This window comes from Nodosilinea sp. E11, from assembly GCF_032813545.1.
Lineage (GTDB): Bacteria > Cyanobacteriota > Cyanobacteriia > Phormidesmidales > Phormidesmidaceae > Nodosilinea.
Map to the genome: position 1 here is coordinate 3,677,207 of NZ_CP136520.1, position 20,348 is coordinate 3,697,554.

Consider the following 20,348-nt stretch of genomic DNA (forward strand, 5'->3'; position numbering starts at 1 on the left):
ACGTTCAACGTTTTTAGGGTTTCTCGATGTCTTAACCCAGGTGAATATGGCTATAGTCAGAGAGGAGAGGCCGTGCAATCATAGATATCGCTTTGGGGATAGTGGTCGGGGGCCTAGGCCCGACACCGCCCAACCCAAACAGCTTTGTGTTGTAACGTTCATCGCGGCGGCTCTATGTCTGATTCTTCCCTGCGCGTCTGCATCATCTTGGGCACTCGGCCCGAGGCTATCAAACTGGCTCCGGTGATTCGCGCCTTTCAGCAAGATCCCGCGCTTGATACCCAGGTGGTGCTCACGGGCCAACACCGCGAAATGGTCGATCAGGTGATGGCGCTGTTTGCGCTGACTGCCGACGCTGACCTAGCTATTATGCAGCCGCAGCAAACCCTGACCGACATCACCAGCCGCAGTTTGAAGGGGCTAGAGGCTCACTTTCAAACCCATCGCCCCGACCTCGTGATCGTTCAAGGCGATACCACGACGGCCTTTGCTGCCGCCCTAGCCGCGTTCTACCAAAAAATTCCGGTGGGTCACGTAGAGGCGGGCCTACGGACTGACAACATTTACAGCCCCTACCCTGAAGAAGCCAATCGACGGTTGATTTCTCAGCTCACCACTCTGCACTTTGCCCCTACCACCACCGCTGTAGGTCACCTTAAAGCTGCTGGCGTGGTCGGCACCATTCACCACACGGGCAATACGGTAATCGATGCCCTGCTGACTGTGGCCGAGCAAAACCCCGACTGCCCCATCGATGGCCTCGACTGGGAAAACCACCGAGTGTTGCTAGCCACGGTGCACCGTCGCGAAAACTGGGGTGCGCCCCTGGCGGAGATTGCCGCCGGGTTTCTCGCGATTCTCCAGGACCAGCCCGATACCGCGCTCCTGTTGCCGCTCCACCGCAACCCGGTGGTGCGCGACCCGTTGACCAAGCTGCTGGGCGATCATCCTCGGGTGTTTTTGACCGAGCCCCTCGACTACCGCCGTCTGGTGGGAGCCATGAGCCGCTGTCACCTGCTCTTGACTGACTCCGGTGGCCTGCAAGAAGAGGCTCCTGGCCTGGGTAAGCCTGTGCTGGTACTCCGCGATACGACTGAGCGCCCCGAGGCCGTTGACGCTGGAACCGCTCGCTTGATTGGCACCAGCGCCGAGGCGATTAGCAGCAATGCCCTTGAGCTACTCACCGACCCCGTCGCCTACAGCGCCATGGCCCGAGCCGTGAATCCCTTTGGCGATGGCCATGCTGCCGATCGCATTCTGGCCATTGTCAAAGACTACTATGCAGGCCAGACCGATCGGTGATGGGCTCAGACCTAGGCCGCATCATGAAATCCTGACATTGATCCAGCCTTCTCGGTGAATGCTCCCGTTAGTTCTTGAGCTAGTTCACGTTTTATACCCAACCGAAACCCTGCTCACAGCGTCTAACCAGCCCATTTGAGCCTACTTGCTGCCAATGCCGACACTGACCCCAGCGATCAGTATCACACTGGTATTTCCGCAAGATCACGCAGCTAGTTTGCAGAATCGCGTACTTTACAGAAACTTGATGCAGCTACATTAGAACTTAACGGTGGTCATCTACCCAGAGCCATGCCTTCTCAACCTCCATCAGAAACGCAGCAGTTCAACCGCGATGTGCAGTTTCTGCTCAAGCCCAACAACCCCCACGCGCGATCGCTGCTGGCTTTCATTCAGCGCACTATCAGGCAGTTTGGGTTACAGGCCTACATCACCGAAATCGATATCTTTGTAGAAGCTTACCTGCGGGGCGTTAAGTACACCCAGCAACACCAAGCCGAGATTCACCAGCCTAAGGCCTGGATGCGCAGCACCGCCTACAACATCATCCGCGAGTGCAAGCGCGATCGCCTCCACTACTCAGCGCTGGCCTTTGACGAACTGATGGATCAGGGACAGCTAGCGGGGGATACCCCCTTACCTGCCGCCGTCGATGATCAGGCCATTAGTAACGCCATCAGTGCAGTGCTCCAGGCCCTGGCCGCCCTCTCACCGGGCGATCGCGCTTTGATCCAATGGAAGGTGGTCGAAGGGCTCTCTTGGCAAGAGGTGCAAACCCGGTTCGTGGCCCAGGGCGAAGACCGTGTGTCTCAAGCTACCCTACGCAAGCGGGGCCAGCGGGCCTTGGAGCGCCTGCGACGGGCTTACCACCTGTTTAACGGCGAGCCCGGTTCCTGTGAGCTTGCCGACGATCTTTCTGATCACCTCGACGAGCAGCCCTAGGATTCCTAACCCATCCTGTCTGCCCACCCGTTTCTCCCCATAATTAGCTAGGAAGATTGTATAAATTCACGCTATGGCAGTTTGTCGAAAACACCCAAATGGGCATAATTAAGTTCGGGTTTGGGAAGTAAACGTTTGGGCAGTAAACTTTATAGAAGCTCCCTAGGTGGATCCTGTCGGGTGATACACTCGGCAATCATCTAAGCTGACAACAGGGGCACCCAATCGCGACCACCACCGTCTGAACTTGGTGACCTGAAAATTACATGACCAATACCGTCAGCCCTTTCGATGCTTCAACTCCGGCTTACGCTGGAGAACCCTCTCCGCTGGAGCCCCCCACCTCAGCTCAGCTCTTTACGCTGAAGTTTTGGGGTGTGCGCGGCAATATTCCAGCCCCGGGGGCTGATACGGTGCGCTACGGGGGCAACACCGCCTGCGTCGAGGTAGTGGTCGGGGGGCAGCGGCTGATTTTTGACGGCGGCACCGGGTTACGGGTACTGGGTTGCTATCTGATGCAGCAGGGGCAGCCCGTTAACGCCCACCTATTTTTTACCCATACCCACTGGGATCGCATTCAGGGCTTCCCGTTTTTTGCCCCGGCCTTTGCCTCTGCCACCCACCTCGATATCTACGGCGCACCAGCCCTGAATGGGGCCTCCATCAAGCAGTGTCTGATGGATCAAATGCTGCGGCCTAACTTTTTTAAGCCGCTGCAAACCATGTCTGCCTCCATGGCCTTTCACAACATTGCGGCGGGTGATGCGCTTTCTCTAGGGGAGGTACTGGTCGAACCCTGGAGCCTCAACCGCGACACCAGTGCCTTAGGCTATCGGGTCACCTGGCAAAACCGGGTTTTGGTTTACGCCACCGACACTGACTCGACCCAAACTAGCATTGACCCGAACCTATTGATGTTGGCTACCGGAGCCGACGTCTTGATCTTTGACGGCACCTATGCCGATACGGCCTACTCAGACCCCAATCACTGCTGTCTAACGCCCTGGCACCTGGGCATTGAGATTGCTAAGGCTAGCCAAGTTAAGCATCTGGTGCTATTCCACCACAACCCCTGCCACAGCGACGATCAGCTCGACCAACTCGAGCGCCAGGTGCAGGCCAGCTATGCTCAAACTAGCTTGGCCAGAGAAGGTATTACCCTGAATCTGCTTTAGCGCTTTAAGCGTTAACGCCGTCTAGACGAGGAACGGCTAGACCGGCTGAAGCAGATCGCCACGCACCCAGCCAGTGGTGCCTTGGTAAACAACCTGGTACCAGATAAAGCCGTCATTGGGGTTGCCAATGCGATCGATCACATCGACCACCTCACGACGGCGGGCGGTACCCACAATGTCGCTACCCAGGCGCGGAGCCGATCGCAGTCGTGCCGCTTCCGCAGATAGGACTAAGGCCGGAGTGCCGGGAGCAAAGTTGTTGCCCTGAAAGTCGTTTGACCCCGATGCCACCCCCACCACAGCGTTAACGCCAGATTCTTGGAGCACAACGGTACCATCGGCGGCAATGATTTCTAGCTCGGTGTCGCCCTGACTGTTAATGCGAGCAAATCGCTGGGCTTCGCCCTGACTATTGGTGTAGACAGTTTGGTCACGGGTGCTGGGGACTAGCCGCGCCGGAGCGGCTCTGACTTCGACTACATTGGTGGCCCGGTTGTAGAGGTTCATAAACAGATTTGAGTCAGTGCGGTAAATTCGCACCACCCTTGACTCGGTTTCAAAATACAGCACCGTTGCTGTCGTGCTGGCTTGGGCCAGGCGGGTCTGGGGATGGGGCATTGCCGGTGATTCCGGGACCCTAGCCAGCGCCGGGGCCGACAGTAGGCTGCAAGCCGCTAGAGACAGGCAAACTCGTTGAGACCGATTCATAGGCTGTGACCTGAAATGATGATGGCAAACCGGCGCTTAAGGCCCAGCGCCTAAGCGTAACCTTACTGCAAAATTTTAGAGCCGTTAACTGGGGTACAGTCGCAACTGAGTACGCGGGGTGCAAATAGGCCGTAGGCGAGGGGACCTATCGTCTGCGGCCCACTTGCCGCAGGGGCTGCGATCGCTAGAGTCCTGAAAGTACCGATGCCGGACTAACCAAGCGGGCACCTGTATCGACCCCGTCGCCCTGGCTCGGATACAGGCGCATTCGCTGGGAAGGCACAGTGATTTGCACCCGGCTGCCGGCGGCAATGGGCTTGCCTACCGGCAGACGAGCGTGGAGCAGTCTCCCAGAAGGGGTTTGGAGGCAGTACTTATACTCGCGGCCCAAAAACTGGCGATCGCGCACCACCACGGCCCCTGCAGCATCTTCCACCAGCGCAATATCTTCCTGGCGCACCATGAGATCAGCCGCAGTGGGGGCAGCCCCGTCGGCCTCTAGAGCAAAGCAGCCCACCTCGGTCTGCCAACCCTGGGCGCTGGGCTGGGCTGGTAAAAAGTTGGCCTGGGTCACAAACTCGGCCACAAAGCGCGAAGTCGGCTGGCCGTAAACTACCTCTGGGGTATCGATCTGCTCTAGACGGCCCTGGTTCATCACCGCCACGCGATCGGCCAGCGCCAAGGCTTCTTCTTGATCATGGGTGACAAACACCCCTGAAGCGCCCACCTGGCGTAAAATGTCGCGCACCTCCTGGCGCAGGTAGAGGCGTACCTGCACGTCTAGGTTGCTAAAGGGTTCATCAAGCAAAATAATTGCGGGCCGGGGAGCTAGGGCTCGAGCCAGGGCCACCCGCTGCTGTTGCCCCCCCGACAGCTCATGGGGAAAGCGATGCTTGAGCCCCTCTAGGCCTACCAGGGCGATCGCCGCTGCCGTTTGCTGCTGAATGTCCCCGGGCGATCGCGATCCGCGCCGAGACGACCGCTTGGCTCCGGGCCGCTGCAAGCCAAAGGCCACATTCTTTTCTACGGTCAGGTGCGGAAACAGGGCATAGTCTTGGAACACAATGCCCACGTCGCGCCGCTCAGGGGGTAGCCAGGTGGCTCCACCGACCGACTGCCCCGCCAAAAAAATAGCGCCCCCATCGGGCCGTTCAAACCCGGCAATCAATCGCAGTAGAGTGGTCTTGCCACAGCCCGACGGCCCCAGCAGCCCCAAAATTTCTCCCTGTCCCAAGGCCAAACTCACCCCGTCTACGGCAGGAGGCAGCTGGGGACTATAGCGTTTGGTAACAGCATCGAGGCGCAGAATATCGAGTGGAGTCATAGACAAGCAAGTTAAAGGGTCACAGGTAAAGGGCTACAGCCAATACAAGGCTATAGCAGCCGCTGTGAGCATCGTTATTGAAAATGCTATTCATCTAAATATACCGCCTGACGAGACAGCGATCGCTCGTTTGAAAACCGGCTAAAAGCACAGGGCAAAGCGGAGAACCGCCTCGTTGGGGCTATTCTGGAAGCCTCAGCAGCCTTCCCCACAGGGCAGCATCAAGCGTCAATTATCACCCATCACAGTCGTTTGAGCCTGTCCTGTAGGGGCACTCAGGGTGAGCATAATTCTTATTAAGAGCTGTGAAAACTCAAGTTCAGCTCACTCAGTTAGGCCAGGGTCAGGGCCGTCGTAATCGTCCAAACATCGACTAACAGCAGCAGCAGAGTGAACCCGAGCAAAATAAAATACATCCAGGGCTGGGCTAGGGGTTTGACATCCTGAGTGTCAAGACCGGTGTGGGTCTGCACCAACTCTACCAGCCGCGCAAACCCCGCCACCCGCATCGGCAGCAAGTAGGCCTGCTGATCGACTCCAACAAAATAGTAAACAATGCCCCCCTGCCCGGTAGACCGAGGTTTGAGGGCTTGGACATCGGCCCAAGCCAATTGCCAGCTGCTGCGAAACAGCCAACGAATCCAGGCTGGATAAGTCACTTGAATACCGTCGCTATCGACCTCAACCCGCTGACCTAGAGCACCATAAAGGCCTATGCCGCCCAGCAAAATCCCTGCTGTTAGCCCTAGCGGTGGCACGGCAGCCTGGGTAGCCTGAGCGAGAACGGGAAGTGGCCCCATCAGCGACAGATACAACAGCAGCAGCGTCAGGCGAATTAGCGGCGCAATTCGGAATACGTGACGCGTTAGGTCGGCGTTGCCCGCCTCTGAGGGAGCAGCCAGAGACGAAGACTCAGCCATAGCAGTAGATCGAGATGACATCAGCACAAGCGCAATTTGGGGCGGATTGGCTCGCTAACCCACCACGGGTTTTCGTGCCCAAACGTCTTTTTCGAGAATGCCGCCGTAGCCGTCATACAGCCTGGGCAATCTCACTTAGGCCTCAACTCATTACGGTAAATACTTTTGCACCACCTGCCAACCCGATAACCCCACCGCCACCAGCCCTAGCCCCAACACACCATTGAGCGTGACATGAAGCCGCCTGGCCCAGGGGCGCTCCGGCGAAATGCGGTTCGCACTCCAGGCCGAAATCAATACCAGCGCCACTACCGCCAGGCCAAATAGAAGATGTATGGAGTGCCCCAGACTGCCATACTCTCCCAGGGTGCCAACGATGCCGATGCTGAGCAACACCAGCACTAAGGTCACCATGCTTATACCCAGGCCCAGGTGCAACGGGCGCAGCCAGGCCGAGCGTTCTATGGGCTTAGAGCGGGTGTAGTATAAAACTCCGCCAGTAATGGCCAACAGACCATAGCCTGTCAACGTCAGCCCCATTGACCAAGCGGCAATGCGCCAGAGCCACAGAAATGATGGTAGGTTCACTGTCTTCCCTAAATGTCACCACCAGCGATGTGCCGGTGGCCCAGAAGAGGCAGGCAACCTACCTTCAACATACTGCTCAGGCTCGACAGCCATGCCTTGGGCACCACTCGCTAGACCCCCAATGTAGCAGGCTAGCTAGCCGGCGACACAGCAACTGCTGCTGGTGGTTCACTGAATGGCTCAGCTAGTCGACTGGCTTCAAGCTCGGCCCCTGGGGCAGGCTCAAACGTCGATGACTCAGGGGCCTCTACCTCAAGCCGTTCGCAGGGAATGCTGTCGGACAAAATAGCACTGGCCATCATGCCGGTGTGAATCTCTAAGATTGCCTTTGAAACGGTTTCAAAGAGCAATCGCTGACCTGGAAAAACCACCCGTTCAAAGTACCAATCCGGCACGTTGGTAATGCGAGCAACCTGAATCTTACTGGTGGCATTGATGTAGCAACAGAGAATCTGACTCTGTCCATCAGAGGGAAGGGGATCAAGGATTTGTGCCATTGATGCTTTACGGCAATACTGCAAGAATCACTACGCAGAGCGTAACACCTTGCGATCCCCGGCTGTTGTAAAGGCGACTACCAACCCCCCCAACCTCTTCATTATTCAGAATATTTAGACACACTGCTTTAGACTTCGCAATGACGTCCGCTCAGCAGGTGTTTTTAGCCTTTCCCCGGTGCTTAGCTCCAAGCAAATCTTGCTCTTAGCACTCCACTTATCAAAATCTATCTATCGGATGAAAGTTTAATAGTGTTTTTATACCATGGCTAGAGGATTTTATTTCTTTTCTGTCCCTCAGATCGATAGCCTCGTTGGTATACCTGCACACTCAGCCGAGTGTGTGGGTTTGTCGTTGTTAAGTTAGCAGATGCCGATTGAGTGAGGTCTATAGGTCAGGCATTAGGTCGAAGAGATTTATGCTCTGGCTCAACCCAAGCGAAGGGACGGTGTTATCGTAAAGATATATATCAAGACTGAGAAGCTATCCAGCCTGAGAAGCATGTCTTTTTCCACCGCCAGCCAGGCCCGTGTGCTCTACGTACGGCTACCCTGCAATCCCATTTTTCCCATTGGCGTGGTTTACTTAGCCGACCACGTGCACAAGCTATTTCCTGCTCTAGAACAGCGAATTTTTGATCTAGGGGCCGTGCCTCCCCTGGACTATGGTGCTGCTCTCGATCGCTGCATTGATGACTTTAAGCCCACCCTGCTGGTGTTTTCCTGGCGGGATATCCAAATTTTTGCGCCGGTGGGCGGGCGCGGCGGCAACCCGTTACAAAACGCCTTTGAATTTTTCTATGCTCGCAACCTGTGGCTCAAGGCGCGCGGTGCCCTAGGGGGTCTGCGCATGGCCACCACTTATTTAGCGGAACTGTGGCGCAACCAGGGGCTGATTAAGCGAGGCTTTAAACGTGCCCAGCGCTACTGTCAAAACGTCACCACCGTAGTGGGTGGCGGCGCGGTGAGCGTGTTCTATGAGCAGCTTCACAACCGCCTGCCCAAGGGCACCATTATCTCTGTCGGCGAAGGCGAAATGCTGCTGGAGCGGATCTTGCGGGGCGAAGATTTTGCTGACCAGCGCTGCTACATTGCGGGGGAGACTACTCCGCGCGATCGCCTGATTCACGAAGAGCCTGCGCCGCTAGAAAAAACCGCCTGCAACTACGACTACATCGAGGCCATCTGGCCCGAGTTTAACTACTATCTGCAAGACCAAGATTTTTACGTGGGTGTGCAGACCAAACGGGGCTGCCCCCACAACTGCTGCTACTGTATCTACACCGTGGTTGAGGGCAAGCAGGTGCGCATTAACCCCGCCGAAGAGGTGGTGGCCGAAATGCAGCAGCTGTATAAGCGAGGTGTGCGTAATTTCTGGTTCACCGATGCCCAGTTTATCCCGGCTCGCCGCTTCATGCGGGATGCAGAGGAACTGCTGGAGAAGATTCTTGAGGCGGGCATGACCGATATTCACTGGGCGGCCTATATTCGGGCCGACAACCTGACGCCAAACCTCTGTAAGCTGATGGCCGAAACGGGCATGAATTACTTTGAGATCGGCATTACCAGCGGCTCCCAAGAACTGGTGCGCAAAATGCGGATGGGCTACAACTTGCGCACGGTGCTGCAAAACTGCAAAGACCTCAAGGCCGCCGGGTTTAATGATCTGGTTTCGGTCAACTACTCGTTCAACGTGATCGATGAGCGGCCAGAGACCATTCGCCAGACCCTGGCCTATCACCGCGCCCTAGAGGAGGTGTTTGGCCGCGACAAAGTCGAGCCTGCGATCTTCTTTATTGGTCTTCAGCCCCATACTCACCTAGAAGAGTACGCCTTTGAGAAAAATATGCTCAAGCGTGACTACAATCCGCTAGATATTCACTTGCCCTGGGTGTCTAAAAAGCTGCTGTGGAATCCAGAACCGCTAGGCTCGTTTTTTGGGCAGGTTTGCCTTGAGGCCTGGCAGCGTAACCCCGACGACTTTGGCCGCGAGGTGATGGATATTCTCGAAGAACGTCTGGGGCTGGCTCCCTTAGAAGAAGCTCTCAGTGCCCCAATTGAGCCCACCCAACGCCCTTTAGCTGCGGTGCCGTCATAGTTTTACTTAAGCTTGTCGCCCCAAACGGCGGGATTTCGATTGAGTCATGCTAATCCCCGCCAGTGCAGCGCTCGTTGCTCCATCATTTTTACAAATTTGTCTTTGCCATCCATATAGCCTTCAATGTCGTGAACATACTGCGCCGCTAGTTGGCGCTTTAGATCACTGTACTGTTGGGCGCAGTTGGGGTGAGCAATCATGAAGTCTCGAAAGGCCAGATGCCGCACGACCTCAGCAGAACCTACCTGAAAGGTATGGACATGGTGGGTGCGATCGCCCTGCCCACTCTCTTTACGAAAATACCGCCGCCCCGCAATACCATACTCTCCCAGGGCACTATACCCAAGAGCGACCATAGCGTCATTGTGAGCGTCTACCCGCTCAACCTGGTTGACTTCGACCAGTAAATCAATGACGGGCTTGGCGTAAATACCAAGAATAGCGGTGCTGCCGATGTGGTGGACCTGAATTACGTTATCGCTCAATGCTAGGGCAACCTGGGCAGCCTCTGCCGCAAAAGCCTGGGGCCACTGAGGATTGGGTGGGTGAACTTGAACCTGCATAGCAAACCTAGCGCCCTGCTGAGGCTACTGTACCGAATGAAACCATGCCAGAGCTGCCCCATAAAAAAAGAGCGTTCTAAGAACGCTCTTTTTGACAAACTGTACCTAAATTAAGACGCTTAGAGCATCTTGGCCTCTAAGTCTAGTTCTCTAGGATGACCTTGGCTACCATGCCAGCCCCACGGTGGGGAGCACAGTAGTAGGTGTAGGTACCAGCAGGCATATCGCTGGTGAAGGTGGTGGCATAGTTTTCGCCAGGGGCGAAGGTTAGCTGGGTGTGAGAAATGCTGTCGGCTAGGGCTTTGTCACCGGGCACGTTGGCCGCATCAAACACGACGTTGTGGGGGGCCATTTTGTTATTGACCCAGGTCACGGTGTCGCCAGGCTTGACGGTAACGGTGCTCGGTTCAAACACCAGCAGACCTGCGTCAGAACCCATTTTGACATCGTAGTTGGTGGCCGCAGCGGGCGAAGCAACCAGGGTGAGCGTACCCACAACTAGCAGAGCAGACAGAATAACCAAGCCCAAGCGCTGGGCGGCACGAAATACACGTTGCATAACTACCTCTAAAGCTCGTATCTCCAGTTCAATCAATCAAGGGGGCTGTTATCAGACCACCTTCCTATGGCATATTACCTGCTTTGCGCGGTAACTTGGGGCATTACCCCTGGGGTAATAGCCGTCCATAGACGACCTACGACATACTGCTGCCAGATATCGTATCTCTTCTCCAGAGCCACCCATAAGGCCTGGGTTAGCCCTCAAGCTACCCCATTATCCCTAGACCTGAGGAGCAGAGAAACGGGTCTTACCCGCTCCCCACATGTCGCCAATCACCTTCGGTTGAAGCAGAATGTGGCCAGAAATCGCCACCAGGTCTTCTTCAGTCAGGCTACGCATCTTGGGAAAAATATCGGCACTCTTTTTGCTGGGGTGTACCTGAGAAATATCCGATAGACCATCGTAGGTCATCGGTTCTTTCAGATAGGCCACCAAAGACTCAAGGTTGTCACGGGGGGGTAAAGCACCGGCCAGAGAGTCTGGGTCAAGGCCAACGGTGGGGTTGGTTTTGGTAATTCCCCCCACGTGGCAGGTGCCACAGGCGTAGTTAAACTGGCGACGACCCCGGGTAACCTGCTCTAGAGACAGCACAACGGTATCCCCTTCGGGGTTGAGCTGCACGGTACGAATAGCCTCATCTAGCTCAGCCGCGACGGCGTCTCCCATTACCAGGTGGCTGACAAAGAAGAGTGCGACCGCAACTAGCCAAATGCATCTCTTCAACATGGTTCTCCTCGAATGTATAGGGCTTGGGTATGAAATCAACACAGCTATACCAAGTCCAGGTCAACGTTTGTAGTTTCCCCGCAGGCAAACCGCCACGTCTAGACTTGGATTAGATCTGATTTGACGGAATTACTCCGATTAAATCGCTCTTGTTAATGTCTATCATGCCACCGAAAGGGGCCATTCCCAATATTTCCCCTGGGTAATTCGCCCCAGAGGCCGATTACAGGTCAGCCCCAATGTGGCTCGGTTCTACCGCACTGAGACCATTCGGCCAAGCTCTGTGCCCTTCAACCACCGTTGAGGCGGTCACAGGCTGGTGCAGGCGAATCAGCCGAGCTAGGGTCTGCTTAAGCTGGGTGCGCGGCACAATTAAATCAACAAAGCCGTGATCGCGCAGATACTCGGCGGTTTGAAAGTCATCGGGCAGTTTTTCCCGTAGGGTTTGCTCAACGACCCGACGACCGGCAAACCCGATCGTGGCCTTGGGCTCAGCCACAATAATATCGCCCAGCATGGCAAAGCTGGCCGTCACACCGCCGGTCGTTGGGTGGGTGAGCACCGGCATGTAGAGCAGCTTAGCGGCCTGGTGCTGCTGCAGCGCTCCAGAAATTTTAGCCATCTGCATCAGGCTGAGCATGCCCTCTTGCATGCGGGCACCGCCAGAGGCACAAACAATGATGACCGGGCGACCAGCAGCAGTGCCCTGCTCGATCATGCGGGTGAGCTTTTCGCCTACCACTGAGCCCATACTGCCGCCCATAAAGCGAAAGTCCATCACCCCAAGGGCGACAGGCAGGCCGTCTAGCTCGCCCAGACCCGTCTGCACAGCATCGGTGAGCTTGGTTTTGGCTTGGGTCTCGCGGATGCGATCGCCGTAGCCCTTGCGATCTTTAAATTTAAGTGGATCCTGGGGCTGAATATGGGTATCAAGCGCCTGCCAGGTGTTGGTGTCGATCAGCTGGCGAATGCGCTCGTCGCTAAAGATACGGTGGTGATGGCCACACTCGCTACACACCCACTGGTTGGTGCGCAGATCTTTGGTGTAGGTGAGTACGTCGCAGTGCTCACATTTGGTCCACAGACCGTCGGCAATCTCCCGCTCTTGGCGGTCTTCGCTAATGGGGCCGGACTTCCGGCGATTGGCAAACCAGTCAAACAGAGACATGCGCGGTGCGTAGCTCAACGGCGACAGAATGACCTAAAAGTGTTCGTTTTGAACACAACCCCCATCCTAGCGGGTTTGTTCCGTCTGCGATAGATCGACGAGGCTAGAGCCTGAAGGGGGACTGGCAGCAATTCCTTCCAGGCCCAGAGTCATCTCACTTCGTCGTCATCACGTAGACACCATCCCAATCGTCGGGTGGGGGCTGCACTAGGTATTGCCTGGCCCGGCTCAGGTGTACCGCCACGGCTTTGTCTTGAGGGCGCAGCTGCTGCGCCCGATCAAATAGAGATAGTGCTTGCTCAAACCGCATGCCGGTGTAGGCGCTGCGGGCCTGGGCATAGAGGTCGAGAAAGGCCTCGGTGTCAGCGGTGAGGGGGGTGTCGCGCTGGTCAATCAATTCGTAGATGCCGACGGCCCGCTGCTTACCCTTCACCTGGGTGCGGTCTAGCTCTCGGACCCAGATTCGATCGGCACAAAGGGCGTAAGTATATTCACTGATAACAATGTCACAGCCATACTCTTTAGTCACCCCTTCCAGGCGGGAGCTGAGGTTGACTCCATCGCCAATCACGGTGTACTCCATTTTGCGTTGGGAGCCAATATTGCCGGAGACCACTTCCCCAGAGCTGACGCCAATGCCAATGCGAATTTTAGGTTGGCCTAGGGCACCCCGCTCAGCATTGAACTTGGCCAACCGCCGCCGCATATCGAGAGCGCTCTGGATTGCCGCCCAGGCGTGGTTGGTCAGCGGCAGAGGCGCGCCAAACACCGCCATCAGGGCGTCGCCAATGAATTTGTCGAGGGTGCCTTCGAAATGAAACACCGACTCCACCATGGTTTCAAAGTAGGCATTGAGCATCTCCACCACTTTGTCGGCTTCTAGGTCTTCGGTCAGCGTGGTGTAGCCGCGAATATCGGAGAACAGAACGGTGACATCTTTACGTTCACCTTTCATTAGCAGGTCGTCGCCCAAGGCCATTACCCGCTCGGCCACACCGGGGGTCATGTAGCGGTAGAGGGTGCTCTTCATCCGCTTTTCTTGGCTAATATCTTCGAGCACTAGCAGGCCACCCAGCACGCCCCCCTCAGGGTTGGTGAGGGGGTTGACGGTGAGATTAATGCTGCGTTCAATGCGCTGCACCAAGTCTTTGGACACTGGAGGAGCGGCTGGGTCGCCCCAGGCCCGATAAATTTCGCTATGGCTAATATCGGGTAGAGCCAGCTCAGAGATGGGGTCTAGCCCGGTGCCAGGGCCAGGCGCTACCGCCACTCGCAAGCTCTGCTCCGGCACATAGTGACGCGCTCCGTTGCCCAGGCTGTCTTCTAAGCGAAAACGCAGGCTATCGACGGGGATCACATCCCACACTGGGCGGTGCATCAGGGCAGATTGCCAGCGATCGCGAATTTTGCGGCTGTAATCGGTGTCTTCGGGGCAGCCAATCAGCTCTAGGGCGGCATCGTTAATGGTGACAATGCGCCCCTCTAAATCGGTGGAAATCACCGCATCGGAGAGGCTTTGCAGAATATCTTTTTGGTACTGTTTTTCGACTAAGACGCTCTCAAACAACTTGGCATTTTCAAGGGCGACCCCCGCCTGGATGTTGAAGGCGCGCATAAAGGCCTCATCGGAGGTGTTGAATGTGCCCTGGGCCTTGTTGATTAGCTGGGTGACCGCGATCAGCCTGCCGCCTGAGTCATACACGGGCATGCAGAGAATGGTGCGGGTGGTGTAGCCAGTGCGCTTGTCGGCATCAGGGTTAAACCGGGGATCTTGGTAGGCATCAGAAATATTAAGCACTTCGCCCGTGCTGGCTACATGGCCCACAATCCCGCTGCTGATTGGGTTGCGCAGCTCTACCATCGACCTGCCGTCGCCCGACTTGACCTTAGACCACAGATCGCCGCTCTCGTCGTCGATCAGCCACAAGGTACTGCGATCGGCCTGCATCAGCTGACGGGCTTCTTCCATCACCGATTGCAGGGTTTTCTCCAAGTCTAAGCTCTGCTCTAGAGAAGAAATAGCCTTGAGCAGAGCGGCGACGCCCTTCTGGTTGCGGGCTGCCACGTAGAACGAGTTGCAGCTTTCTAGAATCACGCCAAGCGATTCGGCAAATTCTTTGAAATGGCGCTCGTCTTGGTCATTAAAGGGGGTGTGATTGAGCTTATTGAGCAGTTGCACTACTGCCACAATATTGTTGGTTTTTTTGCTCAGCACCGGCATGCAGAGAATGTTGCGAGTGCGGTAGCCATGCTTCTGGTCGTAGGTACGATCAAAGCGATCGTCGGCGTAGGCGTCAGGGATGTTGAGCGGCGTAACGTGGGTGGCCACATAGCCCGAGATGCCTTTGCCCATCGGTACCCGAATTTCGAGCGATCGCTCTCCGTCATCCTGGGCAATTTTTGACCACAGCTCCTGCTTTTCTTGATCCACCATAAAAATAGTGGTGCGCTCAGCCTGGAGAATTTGGCCAATCTTGAGGGTAAATGCCTCTAGAATTTGCTCCAGCATGATCTCCAATGACTCATTGTTGATCATGTCAATGGCGCGCAAAAAATGCTCAAACTCTGCCGTAATTTGATCTAGCAGATGAATGAACTGTGGGGTGGGCAGATCGCGCACCTGGTTAGTCAAAGAACTCTGTTGATTGACCAGAGACAGCGCAGTAATCATGCTGCGTTGATTGAAGGTCGGCCCAGAGAGGCCATCGATCTGAGTTGCCATAGGAACCCTACTCAAGCGTGGCAGATGGGAGCGAAAGTAATGGGCGCAGTCTATTGACTGGATCAATCGACTGGATCAACTGGCTCAATTGAAGGTTGAAGGTGGTGTAGGGGTGAGGATTCCCATCGCCGCAGCCAAACCAACTCCCATTGAGCCAGTGAGGGGGCAGCCCCGTCGGGCCAATACCCTACTGAGGTGCTAGCAAGCCTGCCAAACACCTCATTACTCTAACCGTATACCCCAGGTCGTAGGGCAGAAAGTTGCGATTTGCACAGAATGCCCAACCCTTGGCCCCTCATATCGGCCCTGATGTCTTTCGCCCTATCGGTTGGCCCAGGCAGAATGGTTTGATGAACAAGCGGTTACCCAGAACACAAGCGCTGGCTATGTCACTATTTTTCACCTCTGACCCCACCCTGCAAACCACTCTGGATCAAGTGCTAGAGCAGGTGCGCTCTGAGTTTGGCCTCACCCCCACCCAACTTGCTGTCACCTGGGTGGTCTATGACCCGCCCTACATCACCAATACCGGCGGGGCGATAAGTGCTACTGACTTCTGGCAGCATCGGCCTCGGGGAGCTAGCTATCGTGGGGTCGAGCTGATTTACCCTGCGAGCGTAGTGAAGCTGTTTTACCTAGTGGCGGCCCACGAGTGGCTAGAGCAGGGTATGATTCCGCCCTCTCCAGAATTCGACCGGGCGCTTAAAGACATGATCGTGGACTCTAGCAACGACGCTACCTCGTTAGTGGTCGATACGCTCAGCGGCACGACTAGCGGCCCTGAGCTGCCTCCAGGCCCCTTTGCCACCTGGTGCCACCAGCGCAATATTGTGAATCGGTTTTTTCAGTCGCTTCAGTGGCCTGAGCTGACTGGGGTAAATATGAACCAAAAGCCCTGGGGCGACGGCCCCTACGGACGGGAGCGCGCCTTTGTCGGTGAGCACTACGACAATCGCAATCGCCTGACTACCAATGCTGTGGCCCGACTGATCCACAGCATTGCCGGGGGGGTGGCGGTCTCAGCGGCGCGATCGCAGTCGATGCTGATGTCGATGCAGCGCACCCTGCCGTTTAACCCCCCGTCGCCTGGGGACGAAGACCAAGTTACCGGCTTTTTAGGGGCAGGTTTACCGGCTGGTACTCGCTTGTACTCGAAGGCGGGCTACACCAGTACCGTTCGCCATGATGCGCTCTACTTTGAGCGCCCCGATGGCACACCGGGCCTGCTGGTGGCGTTTACAGAGGGCAGCGAACACAGTCAAAATCGTCACATCCTGCCCCGATTGGCTAGCCTCATCTACTCAACCCATTGACCCAGCCATCAGACCGGATTAACTTTCAAATTTTGATTAACCTCAGATTTGATCTGTCTTAGAGTAGAGTCGCATCTATCCTAGGTAGGTGCAAAATGTTGTCAACATAGCCTTGCTGCCCATGTCATAGGTGGTACAATTCTGCCAAATTTTGTGGGCCAATGTGGTGTGTGAATCTGGGGCTGGGGTGACTATTCGAGCTAAGATTTTCCCCTGCTATAGCCGCAGAATTTCAACTAAAAAATTGAGTCATCATGGGTGCTATGCCCGTGAGACTTGATTGTAAAACCTGAGGAGTGAACGTAATCATGGCGTATCTTAAGCAATTTTCCCTAGCGCTAGGCCTAGTGGCGGCAGCAGGCATGGCTACCCCAGCCTTAGCTCATAACCACCTAGGTGAACTAAACCTTGCTCACAACCACCTCGATGAAGTAGAGCTCGTACCTGGGGCCGTGGTTGAACCGGCTGATACCCCCGCGGCTGACGCTCCTGTCGCTGAACGGGCGGAAACGGTACAGGTGTTTGAAACCGTAGCGATGCCTGCTGCAGAGGCCAGCCTGCTAACCCTGCCCGCTGCAGCACCTCTGCCTAACAGCGGTTTGTTTGACACCGCCGATATTGAGTCGGCGCTGTTGGCAGCTACCATTGAAGTCGCGCCTGAAGCCACCGATTCTATTGACCTAGCTCAGGCTCCTGCGCCTGGAGCTGTGGCTGTGAGCCCTGCTTACTTTGGGGTGGGCGGCAACATTGGTCTTGGCGATCGCGGTCAGAGCGCTTTATCTAGCTTTGGCTTTAACATCATCAGCAAAATCTCCCTCGGGCCTCGCTTTTCTGTGCGGGCTGGGGCCACTGCCACCAACGACCGGTGGAGCTTCACCATTCCTGTGACCTACAACTTCAACACCATCAGCTACGAAGGGTTTGTCGCTCAACCCTACGTGGGAGCTGGGGTCGAAATTCCCACCAGCGGCGATCTCGGTCTGCTGATCAATGCGGGCGCTGATATTCCCATCTCCCCTAGCTTTACCCTCAATGCGGCCAGTAACTTCCGGGTTACCAGCGGCTTTGCCATGGGTATTTCTCTGGGTGTGGGCTACAACTTCCCCTTCTTCTTTGACTAAATTGAGCTAAGACTAGCTAGCTTCTAAAGCTGAGCTGAATCTGATTGGCTAGCCCCGGTTGAGCTGGGCAAACACCGTTTGCCCTTACGCAATCCGCCCGTTGGGAATCGGGGGCATGGAATTCGGATTTGGTATAAACCGATTCACTAAAGGGGATCGCTACACGTAGCGATCCCCTTTAATTTTGGGTTTGATACCTGATTGATCCCCATTCCCAGGGTGGGCACTCTGGAGGCACGGTGCAGAGTATTCGGTATGGTGCAGACTTCCGTTGCTTGGAGCGAAGTGCTTCGGGCATTTCAGCAGATCTGGGGTTACAGCAGCTTTCGCCCGCCCCAAGATGCGATCGTCAAGGCTTTGTTAGACCATCGAGATGTGCTGGTGGTGTTGCCCACGGGGGGCGGCAAGTCGATTTGTTTTCAGCTACCGGCTCTGTTGCAGTCGGGCCTCACTTTGGTGGTCTCGCCCCTAGTGGCGCTGATGGAAAACCAGGTGCAAGAGCTGCAAGCCAAAGCCCTGCCCGCCGCTACGCTCCATAGCCAACTGCCCCCACCCCAGCGGCACAAAACCCTGCGATCGCTCGAACGGGGTGAGCTACGGTTGCTCTACGTCTCGCCCGAAACGCTGCTGAGTCCACCCCTGTGGGAGCGGCTATGTCAGCCCCAGCTTCAGCTCAATGGGCTGATCTTGGACGAAGCCCATTGCTTAGTGCAGTGGGGAGAAACTTTCCGCCCGGCCTACCGCCGCCTGGGCGCGGTGCGAAAAGCGTTGCTCGACTGTCGTCCGCCGGGTAGTACTCTGCCAATTGCCGCGTTTACCGCCACCGCCGACCCTGCGGCCCAGACGACTCTGCGAGACGTGCTCCAGCTTGAGTCGCCCCAGGTGGTGCGGCTCAACCCTCATCGGCCCAATCTCAACCTCACAGTTAAGGCTGTTTTTAGTCAGGGGCAGCGTCAGGCAGCCCTAACCCGATATTTGCAATCACATGCCCATCAATCGGGGTTGGTGTATGTGCGTACCCGCAGAGATAGCGAAGCCTTGGCTCAGCGGCTGGCGGCTAATTATCGGGTTGCGCCGTACCATGCCGGGTTGAGCGGCCGCGATCGCCGCCAGACCGAGGCCGACTGGATGGCGGATCGGCTCCAGTTTGTGGTCTGTACCTCGGCTTTTGGCATGGGCGTAAACAAGCAATCAACTCGCTGGGTGGTGCACTACCAGGCCCCCTGCACGATCACCGAGTACGTGCAGGAGGTGGGGCGGGCGGGGCGTGACGGCAAGGCCGCCGAGGCACTGACGTTAGTGAGCGAACCGACGGGCTGGCTGGAGCCGGGCGATCGCCAGCGGGCCAAGTTCTTTGAGGCCCAAACCCAGGCGCTGCAACAAAAAGCTCAGCGTTTGGTCAGCCAGATTCCCCCCAGTGGGGATGTGCGCGACATTAGCCAGCGGTTTGACCACGGCGCGATCTCCCTGTCGTGGCTGCACAGCGTAGGGCAGCTAGAGTGGCTTAGTCCATTTCACTACCGACTGACGGCGGAGCCGGGGAGTAGGATGCGATCGCAGGATACCCCCAGCCAGCAGATGCACCACTTTCTCCACAGCCGTCAATGTCGGTGGCAGGCGCTGCTAGTGACCTTTGGCTTTCGCACCGAAGCGCAGCGCCTAGGCATGTGTGGACACTGTGACAATTGTCTCCGGTCATCCCGCCGCCGGGCGGATGGCAGCCACAATGAAGTGTGACAATATGTAACAAAATCTAGAATCCCCAACGGTTAGGGCTTTGGCAGAATACTGGCTGTTTGCTTGACCCGTTTGAGTGGGTGTGAGGCCAGGAGCATGGTAGTCAAGCTGTGAATTATGTCTCTTTACTGACCATTGCGATCGCCGTCAGCCTCGACAGCTTTGGCGTTGGTGTGGCCTACGGCGTTCGCCATATTCGAGTCCCCGTTTCATCGCTGGCGATTATCACGTTTTGTACTGCCGTTACCCTGGGGCTCTCGGTCTTTGCCAGCGAGATCATCAGTGCAGCCCTGTCGCCTGAGCTAACCCAAACCTTGGGAGGCGTTTTGCTAGTGGGCATTGGCCTAGTCGCCATTTTAAACCAGCTCAGATCTCAGATGCGGTCCTCTCAAACTGCCCACGGCTTAAAGGAGCCCGCGCCTGATCCACTGGTTCAGGCCGAAGATAGCCCGACTTCCAGACATGGGTTCCAAACCATCGCTAAACGTCTTCAGCGCCCCAATGCAGTTAATGTTGATCGGGCTAAATCCATTTCTTCCCAAGGGGCTTTGCTGTTGGGTTTAGCCGTTTCCCTCGATTCGTTTGTCGCGGGTATTGGCATTCGGCTGATGGGCTATTCTCCCTGGCTGATTATCTTTACCCTGGCGACCATGAGCAGCGCCTTTATCTATCTCGGAATTCGCACTGGTCTATTGATTGCCGATCGGCAGTGGTTCCGGCAACTTCCCTATTTTCCGGGCACTATGCTGATCGTGATTGGATTACATCGGGTTTTATAGGTTGCCACCCATCCTCTTTTGCTAAGCTTTTGTTGAATAATGTGTCAGATTCTCAAGGTTTGCGTTTGATTATTTCAGATAACTCTCGTAGCATGGCGAGGAT

Annotated in this window: 18 protein-coding genes; 8 read left to right on the top strand and 10 right to left on the bottom strand. The window is 56.1% G+C overall.

Annotation, left to right across the window (positions count from 1 at the left end):
* Positions 1-174: 174 nt before the first annotated feature.
* From wecB to RRF56_RS18505, 3 genes are all read left to right on the top strand, one after another.
* Complete coding sequence (gene wecB / locus RRF56_RS18495; RefSeq protein WP_317034635.1) at positions 175-1,302, top strand: non-hydrolyzing UDP-N-acetylglucosamine 2-epimerase; 1,128 nt, start codon at positions 175-177, stop codon at positions 1,300-1,302.
* Positions 1,303-1,593: 291 nt separating this feature from the next.
* Entirely contained in the window at positions 1,594-2,244 is a 651-nt protein-coding gene (locus tag RRF56_RS18500) for a sigma factor-like helix-turn-helix DNA-binding protein (protein WP_317034636.1), read from the top strand.
* Positions 2,245-2,510: 266 nt separating this feature from the next.
* Positions 2,511-3,419, top strand: a complete 909-nt coding sequence (locus tag RRF56_RS18505) for an MBL fold metallo-hydrolase (RefSeq protein WP_317034637.1) — start codon at positions 2,511-2,513, stop codon at positions 3,417-3,419.
* 36 nt (positions 3,420-3,455) lie between these two features.
* On the opposite strand, the gene RRF56_RS18510 is transcribed toward RRF56_RS18505, so the two are convergent.
* The 5 genes from RRF56_RS18510 to RRF56_RS18530 form a co-directional block, all read right to left on the bottom strand.
* Entirely contained in the window at positions 3,456-4,127 is a 672-nt protein-coding gene (locus tag RRF56_RS18510; protein WP_317034638.1) for an SH3 domain-containing protein, read from the bottom strand.
* 184 nt (positions 4,128-4,311) lie between these two features.
* On the bottom strand, positions 4,312-5,451 hold the full coding sequence (locus RRF56_RS18515; RefSeq protein WP_317034639.1) for an ABC transporter ATP-binding protein: 1,140 nt from the start codon (positions 5,449-5,451) through the stop codon (positions 4,312-4,314).
* 332 nt (positions 5,452-5,783) lie between these two features.
* Complete coding sequence (locus RRF56_RS18520; RefSeq protein WP_317034640.1) at positions 5,784-6,371, bottom strand: hypothetical protein; 588 nt, start codon at positions 6,369-6,371, stop codon at positions 5,784-5,786.
* A 150-nt stretch (positions 6,372-6,521) separates the two neighbouring features.
* Entirely contained in the window at positions 6,522-6,959 is a 438-nt protein-coding gene (locus RRF56_RS18525; RefSeq protein ID WP_317034641.1) for a DUF4079 domain-containing protein, read from the bottom strand.
* Positions 6,960-7,090: 131 nt separating this feature from the next.
* Positions 7,091-7,456: a DUF1830 domain-containing protein gene (locus RRF56_RS18530; protein ID WP_317034642.1), complete on the bottom strand. Its 366-nt coding sequence runs from the start codon at positions 7,454-7,456 to the stop codon at positions 7,091-7,093.
* Positions 7,457-7,958: 502 nt separating this feature from the next.
* On the opposite strand from RRF56_RS18530, the gene RRF56_RS18535 reads away from it, so the two are divergent.
* Positions 7,959-9,554: a photosystem II high light acclimation radical SAM protein gene (locus tag RRF56_RS18535; RefSeq protein WP_317034643.1), complete on the top strand. Its 1,596-nt coding sequence runs from the start codon at positions 7,959-7,961 to the stop codon at positions 9,552-9,554.
* Between the two features lie 44 nt (positions 9,555-9,598).
* On the opposite strand, the gene RRF56_RS18540 is transcribed toward RRF56_RS18535, so the two are convergent.
* The 5 genes from RRF56_RS18540 to RRF56_RS18560 all read right to left on the bottom strand — a co-directional run bounded on the left by RRF56_RS18540 (position 9,599) and on the right by RRF56_RS18560 (position 15,295).
* Positions 9,599-10,117, bottom strand: coding sequence for a GrpB family protein (locus tag RRF56_RS18540; protein ID WP_317034644.1), 519 nt, complete (start codon positions 10,115-10,117; stop codon positions 9,599-9,601).
* A 142-nt stretch (positions 10,118-10,259) separates the two neighbouring features.
* The gene (gene petE, locus RRF56_RS18545) at positions 10,260-10,676 is read right to left on the bottom strand and encodes a plastocyanin (RefSeq protein WP_317034645.1); all 417 of its coding nucleotides are present in this window, start codon (positions 10,674-10,676) and stop codon (positions 10,260-10,262) included.
* Positions 10,677-10,898: 222 nt separating this feature from the next.
* Entirely contained in the window at positions 10,899-11,405 is a 507-nt protein-coding gene (gene psbV / locus RRF56_RS18550; protein ID WP_317034646.1) for a photosystem II cytochrome c-550, read from the bottom strand.
* Between the two features lie 223 nt (positions 11,406-11,628).
* Entirely contained in the window at positions 11,629-12,573 is a 945-nt protein-coding gene (gene accD, locus RRF56_RS18555) for an acetyl-CoA carboxylase, carboxyltransferase subunit beta (RefSeq protein WP_317034647.1), read from the bottom strand.
* 154 nt (positions 12,574-12,727) lie between these two features.
* Positions 12,728-15,295 (bottom strand): GAF domain-containing protein, encoded by a 2,568-nt coding sequence (locus RRF56_RS18560; RefSeq protein ID WP_317034648.1) that lies wholly within the window; start codon positions 15,293-15,295, stop codon positions 12,728-12,730.
* 386 nt (positions 15,296-15,681) lie between these two features.
* On the opposite strand from RRF56_RS18560, the gene RRF56_RS18565 reads away from it, so the two are divergent.
* The 4 genes from RRF56_RS18565 to ytaF all read left to right on the top strand — a co-directional run bounded on the left by RRF56_RS18565 (position 15,682) and on the right by ytaF (position 20,245).
* Positions 15,682-16,608, top strand: coding sequence for a serine hydrolase (locus tag RRF56_RS18565; RefSeq protein ID WP_317034649.1), 927 nt, complete (start codon positions 15,682-15,684; stop codon positions 16,606-16,608).
* Positions 16,609-16,916: 308 nt separating this feature from the next.
* Positions 16,917-17,729, top strand: a complete 813-nt coding sequence (locus RRF56_RS18570; protein WP_317034650.1) for a hypothetical protein — start codon at positions 16,917-16,919, stop codon at positions 17,727-17,729.
* A gap of 255 nt (positions 17,730-17,984) precedes the next feature.
* Positions 17,985-19,466, top strand: a complete 1,482-nt coding sequence (locus RRF56_RS18575; protein ID WP_317034651.1) for a RecQ family ATP-dependent DNA helicase — start codon at positions 17,985-17,987, stop codon at positions 19,464-19,466.
* Between the two features lie 110 nt (positions 19,467-19,576).
* The gene (ytaF, locus tag RRF56_RS18580) at positions 19,577-20,245 is read left to right on the top strand and encodes a sporulation membrane protein YtaF (protein WP_317034652.1); all 669 of its coding nucleotides are present in this window, start codon (positions 19,577-19,579) and stop codon (positions 20,243-20,245) included.
* Positions 20,246-20,348: the final 103 nt, after the last annotated feature.

Excerpts from the sequence above, each read along its gene's own strand:
- psbV (WP_317034646.1), bottom strand. The coding sequence starts at position 11,405 with ATGTTGAAGAGATGCATTTGGCTAGTTGCGGTCGCACTCTTCTTTGTC.
- RRF56_RS18570 (WP_317034650.1), top strand. The coding sequence starts at position 16,917 with ATGGCGTATCTTAAGCAATTTTCCCTAGCGCTAGGCCTAGTGGCGGCA.
- RRF56_RS18520 (WP_317034640.1), bottom strand. The coding sequence starts at position 6,371 with ATGGCTGAGTCTTCGTCTCTGGCTGCTCCCTCAGAGGCGGGCAACGCC.
- RRF56_RS18515 (WP_317034639.1), bottom strand. The coding sequence starts at position 5,451 with ATGACTCCACTCGATATTCTGCGCCTCGATGCTGTTACCAAACGCTAT.
- petE (WP_317034645.1), bottom strand. The coding sequence starts at position 10,676 with ATGCAACGTGTATTTCGTGCCGCCCAGCGCTTGGGCTTGGTTATTCTG.
- RRF56_RS18510 (WP_317034638.1), bottom strand. The coding sequence starts at position 4,127 with ATGAATCGGTCTCAACGAGTTTGCCTGTCTCTAGCGGCTTGCAGCCTA.
- RRF56_RS18560 (WP_317034648.1), bottom strand. The coding sequence starts at position 15,295 with ATGGCAACTCAGATCGATGGCCTCTCTGGGCCGACCTTCAATCAACGC.
- RRF56_RS18505 (WP_317034637.1), top strand. The coding sequence starts at position 2,511 with ATGACCAATACCGTCAGCCCTTTCGATGCTTCAACTCCGGCTTACGCT.
- wecB (WP_317034635.1), top strand. The coding sequence starts at position 175 with ATGTCTGATTCTTCCCTGCGCGTCTGCATCATCTTGGGCACTCGGCCC.
- RRF56_RS18540 (WP_317034644.1), bottom strand. The coding sequence starts at position 10,117 with ATGCAGGTTCAAGTTCACCCACCCAATCCTCAGTGGCCCCAGGCTTTT.
- RRF56_RS18565 (WP_317034649.1), top strand. The coding sequence starts at position 15,682 with ATGTCACTATTTTTCACCTCTGACCCCACCCTGCAAACCACTCTGGAT.
- RRF56_RS18500 (WP_317034636.1), top strand. The coding sequence starts at position 1,594 with ATGCCTTCTCAACCTCCATCAGAAACGCAGCAGTTCAACCGCGATGTG.
- RRF56_RS18530 (WP_317034642.1), bottom strand. The coding sequence starts at position 7,456 with ATGGCACAAATCCTTGATCCCCTTCCCTCTGATGGACAGAGTCAGATT.
- RRF56_RS18575 (WP_317034651.1), top strand. The coding sequence starts at position 17,985 with ATGGTGCAGACTTCCGTTGCTTGGAGCGAAGTGCTTCGGGCATTTCAG.
- accD (WP_317034647.1), bottom strand. The coding sequence starts at position 12,573 with ATGTCTCTGTTTGACTGGTTTGCCAATCGCCGGAAGTCCGGCCCCATT.
- RRF56_RS18535 (WP_317034643.1), top strand. The coding sequence starts at position 7,959 with ATGTCTTTTTCCACCGCCAGCCAGGCCCGTGTGCTCTACGTACGGCTA.